Source organism: uncultured Cyclobacterium sp. (assembly GCF_963976465.1).
Taxonomy (GTDB): Bacteria; Bacteroidota; Bacteroidia; order Cytophagales; family Cyclobacteriaceae; genus Cyclobacterium.
Genome location: NZ_CAXBOC010000346.1, coordinates 1 through 6,364 on the forward strand (window position 1 = coordinate 1; position 6,364 = coordinate 6,364).

The 6,364-nt window shown below is 37.6% G+C and carries 7 protein-coding genes; 3 read left to right on the top strand and 4 right to left on the bottom strand.

The annotated features are described in order from the left end of the window. Window positions 1-337: 337 nt before the first annotated feature. Window positions 338-2,113: a histidine kinase N-terminal 7TM domain-containing protein gene (locus tag AAC037_RS17355; RefSeq protein WP_339904339.1), complete on the top strand. Its 1,776-nt coding sequence runs from the start codon at window positions 338-340 to the stop codon at window positions 2,111-2,113. Between the two features lie 59 nt (window positions 2,114-2,172). Then, complete coding sequence (locus tag AAC037_RS17360; RefSeq protein ID WP_339904340.1) at window positions 2,173-2,970, top strand: response regulator; 798 nt, start codon at window positions 2,173-2,175, stop codon at window positions 2,968-2,970. A 62-nt stretch (window positions 2,971-3,032) separates the two neighbouring features. On the opposite strand, the gene AAC037_RS17365 is transcribed toward AAC037_RS17360, so the two are convergent. The 3 genes from AAC037_RS17365 to AAC037_RS17375 form a co-directional block, all read right to left on the bottom strand. After that, on the bottom strand, window positions 3,033-3,353 hold the full coding sequence (locus AAC037_RS17365; protein WP_339904341.1) for a 2Fe-2S iron-sulfur cluster-binding protein: 321 nt from the start codon (window positions 3,351-3,353) through the stop codon (window positions 3,033-3,035). A 15-nt stretch (window positions 3,354-3,368) separates the two neighbouring features. Beyond that, window positions 3,369-4,373 carry an NAD(P)/FAD-dependent oxidoreductase gene (locus AAC037_RS17370; RefSeq protein ID WP_339904343.1) on the bottom strand — a complete coding sequence of 335 codons (1,005 nt, stop codon included), beginning with the start codon at window positions 4,371-4,373 and terminating at the stop codon, window positions 3,369-3,371. A 94-nt stretch (window positions 4,374-4,467) separates the two neighbouring features. Then, window positions 4,468-4,902, bottom strand: a complete 435-nt coding sequence (locus AAC037_RS17375; protein WP_339904344.1) for a MarR family transcriptional regulator — start codon at window positions 4,900-4,902, stop codon at window positions 4,468-4,470. Between the two features lie 168 nt (window positions 4,903-5,070). Between AAC037_RS17375 and AAC037_RS17380 the strand changes: the two genes are divergently transcribed. Continuing rightward, window positions 5,071-5,856 carry an SDR family oxidoreductase gene (locus AAC037_RS17380; RefSeq protein WP_339904345.1) on the top strand — a complete coding sequence of 262 codons (786 nt, stop codon included), beginning with the start codon at window positions 5,071-5,073 and terminating at the stop codon, window positions 5,854-5,856. Here the strand turns inward: AAC037_RS17380 and AAC037_RS17385 are convergent. Further along, the coding region (locus AAC037_RS17385; protein ID WP_339904347.1) for a c-type cytochrome at window positions 5,851-6,364 on the bottom strand (514 nt) is incomplete at its 5' end. The two genes, AAC037_RS17380 and AAC037_RS17385, sit on opposite strands and share 6 nt — an antisense overlap.

Below are 6,364 nucleotides of genomic sequence, written 5' to 3' on the forward strand. Positions count from 1 at the left end.
TAATTATAATGGTCTATCGCCTTCCATTTCAATTTAGAAATAAATAGAGTAAGAATCAACCCTTTTTTTATGGAGATAATGCAATCAAGCAGAAGATTTAGCCAATCATAAATTTTTGATTTTGTGTGAATTATCTAAAATTCCTTTATTTTAATAAATCAAATCAAGGTTTTAAATAATAAATATCAGTATTATAATATAAAATTTAATTGATAGGACTGAAATAGCTTTTGGTTTTATTTTATTAAATCCTTAATTCAACACAGATAGTTAAGTAAAATATGTAAATTATGGCTAGAAGAGTTTTTATTCCCTAACAGTAATGCGTTTTATTAATATGCTATCATCGTTAAATCTGGACACAATATTGGTTTTGTTAGTGGTGGTAGCCATTGCTCCGGTTATCCTTATATTTTTTTTAAAAAAGGAAGTTCATGGCAAAGCAGCTTCATATTTTTCAGGTTTAATGGTTGCCTGCTTTGTTTACAGCATTTCAAATGTATTTGAACTCTCTATGACAAGTGTCTTTAGTAAGCTTTTGATGCTAAAATCAATGTATATTGGTGCAGTATCATTTGCTCCATTGGTATTGTTATTTACACTGATATATACTGAGCGAGAAAAGTGGATTACCTCAAGAAGGCTGTATTTATTGGCTATCGTCCCAATTGTAAATCTATTACTGGTATGGACGAACGATTACCATACTTATTTTTATAGCTCATTTGAATTGGTTGAGAGAGGGGATTTTATGATGATGGTGACGGGCAAAGGTTTTGGTTATTGGCTCCATCAGTGTTATACTTTGCTGTTGTTATTTGTCAGTCTCTATCTACTATTGGTTAGAATTAGGGAAGTGCCACCTGCGGATTATAAGCAGGTTTTTATGGTTATTTTAGGGCTTTGTTTTCCATTTCTGGTCTATATACTGTATTTAACAATCCAAGGTCCCATACTTATTGATTTCATTACCTTTAGTTTTCTCGGTACGGGAGCATTTTTCTACTTGGGATTAACACGCTACAATCTTTTTAAAATAGCACCAATAGCCTATAGAACACTGTTTGACAATATGCAAGAAGGTGTGTTGGTTTCGGATACATCCGGTGGCTTAATTACACTAAATCTAGCTGCTGCAAATATGCTTGAGTTGAAAACCATCAATCAAAAATTAGCTCTAAAAGTCATACAAAAAGGATGGCCCGAAATTAATGAATTGCTTACTTGCGCTGAAGAATACAGAATGGTAGAATTTTCATGCGAAAAGAATGAAATTTTAAATTGGTATTTGGTTTCAAAGTCTTCAATCAAGGGGCAGAACAGGCAGGTGGTAGGGAGCATTATATTGGTGCGCGACATTACCCAAGAGAAACTTTTTCAGTTTGAAATACAAAGGTCTAGGGAAGAGGCAGAAGAAGCCAATCGCGCTAAAAGTGAGTTTTTAGCGAATATGAGTCATGAAATAAGAACCCCTTTGAATGGAGTAATAGGTTTCACAGAGCTATTGTCCAATACACAATTGAATGGGCAACAGATTAAATATGCCAATACAGCTTTAAATTCTGCCAATGCCTTACTTGACCTTATTAATGATATTCTTGATCTGGCAAAAATTGAATCGGGAAAATCTGAAACCAATATTTATCAGCTTGATCTATATGAGTTTTTAGAAACCATCTTAGATGTTTTAAGTTTTCAGGCACACAAAAAAGGCTTGGAATTAATTCTTGACTTAGATCCACGAATCGGAAATCTTGTCGAAGCCGATGAATTGAAATTGAAGCAGGTGCTGATCAATTTATTGAACAATGCCTTGAAATTTACAAATAAAGGACAAGTGATATTGAAATTGACCCTGCTGGATTCACATAAAGAGGGTGACAAAGATAAGCTAAAGATTCGATTTTCTGTAATAGATAGTGGCATTGGTATTCCTAAAGAAAAGCAAGAATTAATATTTGATGCCTTCTCACAGGCAGATTCCTCAACTACCAAAAAGTTTGGGGGAACAGGTTTAGGATTAACCATATCCAATAAACTACTTAAATTGTCGAACAGTTCGATTCAATTGAAGAGTGAATTGGATAAGGGAAGTGAGTTTTTCTTCGACTAATTGCTCATAAAACAAAAGGTGCTAAAGAGGACTTAAGTGAATGGGGGGAAGTATTGGTTGTGGATGCCAATAAAATATCCGGAAAGGTTACCAAGTCATATTGTGAAAATTTAGGTTTTAAAGTAACCCATACACCTGTCATTACTGATGGTTTTTTTGCCTTAGAAAACAATACCAATATAAGCCTGGTAATTTTTAATAATTCCATCATGGGAAGCAATAGTGTGTGGACCATGCAAAAAATGATGGAAATGGTAGCAGAAAGGTCCTCAAAAGTGAATTTTATTGCGGCTGTGGAAAGTATCGAACAAGAAGTGGTTGTGAAAAATTACAATTCCATTGGCTGTGAAGCCATTCTTTACAAGCCGGTTACCCCAAAGAAGTTGAAAAAAATATTTGATGGACTGTTGAAAACCACAACAAAGAAGTCTTCTGAAAATCCGGGAGATAATGATAAAGCTTTGGTTTCTAGCAATAAAAAAGCTTTTCGGCTGTTGATTGCAGAAGACAATTCCGTAAATCGAATGTTGGTAAAAATCTATATGCAAAAAATGGATCCTAAGGCCATTATAATTGAAGCGGATGATGGAGAAGAAGCTTTGGGAATTATTCGGGAAAACTCAAATATTGATCTGATAATTACAGATATTAATATGCCGAAGCTGGATGGCTATGAATTGCTTAAAGCCGTAAGGGCTGCACCCGCTACCAGTCACATTCCTGTTATAGGCTTTACAGCCAATGCTTTTAAAGATGAAAGCAATGAAGCCAAAAATTCAACATTTGATGGGTTTCTTACCAAACCGGTGGTGCAGGAGAAATTCCAAAAAACAGTCAGCAAGTGGCTTAATAAATAATAACCTGAGAAAAATGGGGCAAAAAAAAGGAGCTGATACTCGGTATCAACTCCTTGTATTAATTAATTGTCTTCTCCTCTGAGCTTGATAACTGCTCCCTCCAATTCGTCACTTATTCTTACCTGACATGCCAGTCGGCTGGTAGGAAAATATTCAGGAAGGGCTTCCAATTGGTCTAATTCTACATCGGTAGCATCGCCGAGGCCATCCTTACCTTCTAATACTTCAACATGACAGGTAGCACAAAGTGCCATTCCTCCACATGTTGCCAAAACCGGATACTCGGATGCTTTTAATATTTCCATTAAACTCAAGCCCATATCATCCGGTGCTTCAATAGGCTGGCGATTGCCAGCGTGATCTTCTACTGTAAATGTAACCATTTTGCAAAAATACGATTAAAATGTATTTACACCATTAACGGTAGTATATTTAAAGCTTAATTTTTGATCCGGGTACACAAACTTAAATGCGGAATGCATCATTATCGCGGCTTCATGAAACCCACAAAGGATCAATTTCAATTTGCCGGGATAGGTGTTGATGTCTCCAATGGCGTAGATCCTCTCCACACCGGTAGAATAATCCCTGGTATCTACTTCAATTGCATTTTTGTCTATGGTCAATCCCCAATCGGCAATTGGCCCCAATTTAGGGCTTAAGCCAAATAATGGGATGAGGTAATCTGTTTCAATCTGAAATTTAGACTTACTCTTATCTTCTAAGAATACTGTGTCCAAATGCCCATTCCCTCCGAGTTTTTTAAGATTTGTGGATAGGATTAGGTCGATCTTGCCCTCATTGGCCAAGTCAAAAACTTTCGAGGCAGAATCTGGGGCACCTCTAAAGGTTTCATTTCTATGAACAAGGGTAACCTTTTCTGCTACATCAGACAGGTAAATGGCCCAATCAAGAGCAGAATCTCCTCCACCGGCCAAAATAACCTTTTTATCTCTGAATTGCTCAGGATTCTTTACCATATAGGTAACGCCCTTTCCCTCAAACTCTGCAAGGTTTTCTAAGGCCGGTTTTCTTGGCTCAAAACAGCCTAACCCTCCGGCAATGATGATTACCTGAGCATGAACCTGAGTTTTGTCGTTGGTGGTGACAATGTAGGAACCGTCAGTTTGCTTGCTTAAATGGTCAACACGCTCTCCTAAAGAAAAGGTAGGTTTAAAAGGTTTGATTTGCTCCATTAAATTATCTACCAATTCCTGGGCTTTTACCTCAGGATATCCTGGTATGTCATAAATAGGCTTTTGTGGATAGATCTCCGAAAGTTGGCCTCCTACTTGCGGCAAGGCATCTATCAGATGGCAACGCATCTTTAATAAACCTGCTTCAAAGACAGCAAATAAGCCAACCGGGCCTGCTCCAATTATGCAAATGTCAGTAGTAATCATCTTTTAGTCGATTTTTATGTGTTAACCTCTTTAAAAGTCAATAGTTTGTACAAATATAGTTAGTATAACAACTAATATTAAGTATCTGTTATATTTATTCTGCTAGATTATTGTAAATCGTGTTCAGTATTCGCTTAAATTCTTGAAAATCTTTCTCATCAAGATTTTCCCAAGCCTTTTGCCTGATGTTTGCAATTTGAGGTTTTAGGTCTGTTACCTTGTCTTTCCCCTCTTGCGTGAGATGCAATTGATAGCTTCTCCTGTCCTCAGGATGCTGTATCCTTTCCAGATAACCTTTCTTACAAAGAATATCTACTATTCTTGTTAAGGTAGGGTGATCTTTGAAAACCAAATGGGCCAACTCGGTTTGGCTCAGTCGTTCATTTTCGTTTAAATTCTTTAAGACCAGCCATTGGTCCACCGTAATGTCAAATTCTTTTAACTTGAACTTTTGCTGTGCGTATTGTTTAACCTTCCTTGCGGTCCTGTCCAACAAAAATGAATACCTACTAAACTGCTCGTATGTCATGCCAATAATTAGTACGACAAATATAATTAATATTTTAAATACAATCCCAACAAACCCTATAAAAAAGATAGGAATTGTTGAATAATAAATAATTTCTTAAAAATTAAGCTGATTTGGCTCGCCAATTTTTTAATTTTAAACGCAAGACAATTTCTAAATAAAAGCAACATGAACATAGATTTAAAAGGATATCGAGCAGTAGTAGGAGGAGCAACCAGTGGGCTTGGACTGGCAACAGCTCACCAATTAGCAAAATGCGGGGCTTCCGTGACCTTAATGGCCAGAAATAAAGAAAAATTGGCGGACACTGTTCGGTCCCTAGACAATAGTGCAGGCCAAGATCATCAAAGTTTGTCCGTTGATTTTTTAGATTTTGAATCCTTTAAAGCGGAAACTGAAAAATTTTTTACCGGAAAGAAAGTCGATATTTTGGTAAACAATACCAATGGACCTGAAGCCGGTTCTGTCCTTCAAAAAACTACTGAGAATTACCAACAAGCATTTGATCTGCTTTTCAAAACCTACCATCACTTGAGCCATCTGTTGTTGCAAGGGATGCAGCAAAGAGGTTATGGAAGAATCTTGAATGTTTCCTCAGTAACAGTGAAGGAACCCATCCCAAACCTTATTCTGTCCAATACCATGCGTACCGCGGTAGTGAGTTGGGCCAAATCTTTATCAAGGGAAGTGGCACCTTTCGGGGTAACTGTGAATACCATACTCACCGGTTCTTTTGAAACGGAAAGGATTGAATCGATTATCAAAAACCAATCAAAGGAATCAGGGGTGGATTTTGAAGAATTGCTACAGCAGAAAAAAGAGGCCATTCCTGCCAAAAGATTTGGCCAACCTGAAGAGTACGGTTATCTGGCAGCCTTTTTGGCCTCCCCTTATGCGGCTTATATTAACGGGGCAAGCATTCCAATCGATGGAGCAGCCTTGAATTGCTTATAAGCTTTCTGCTCGTGCGAACCGAACTACAGCATTTTCTACCGGCTTTAGGGTTTGCAGGTAACTGTAAATGGCTTCTAAATCCTCAGTTGTAATGTCGGCATACATGCTCCAAGGCATTATTGTCTGTGGTTCTCCTGCTTGAACTTTCTTGAGCTTGCTTCTGTCCTTGTATTGCTTAAATCTTTCGACAAACCGCTCTTTGCTCCAATTTCCAAGCCCCGTGGGGTGGGGAGTGAGGTTAGAGCTTGTTAGTACATTGCCCCCGGGCATGGTAAATACTCTTCCGCCTGCAAGGTTTTCACCGGTAAATTCTCCGTTTTCAAATTTGGTATGGCATTCATTACATGCAGCTGCATTTACAAGGTATTTGCCATAAGCAATAACATCAGAGGTTGGAGGTTTGGTTGAAAATTTGGCTTTTTGTGGGATGGTGCGCATGATTAAGCTAAATGGGAAATCTGCTTCAGATGCAGGTTGAATTTTATCAATAGCTTGTAAGGACCTTATA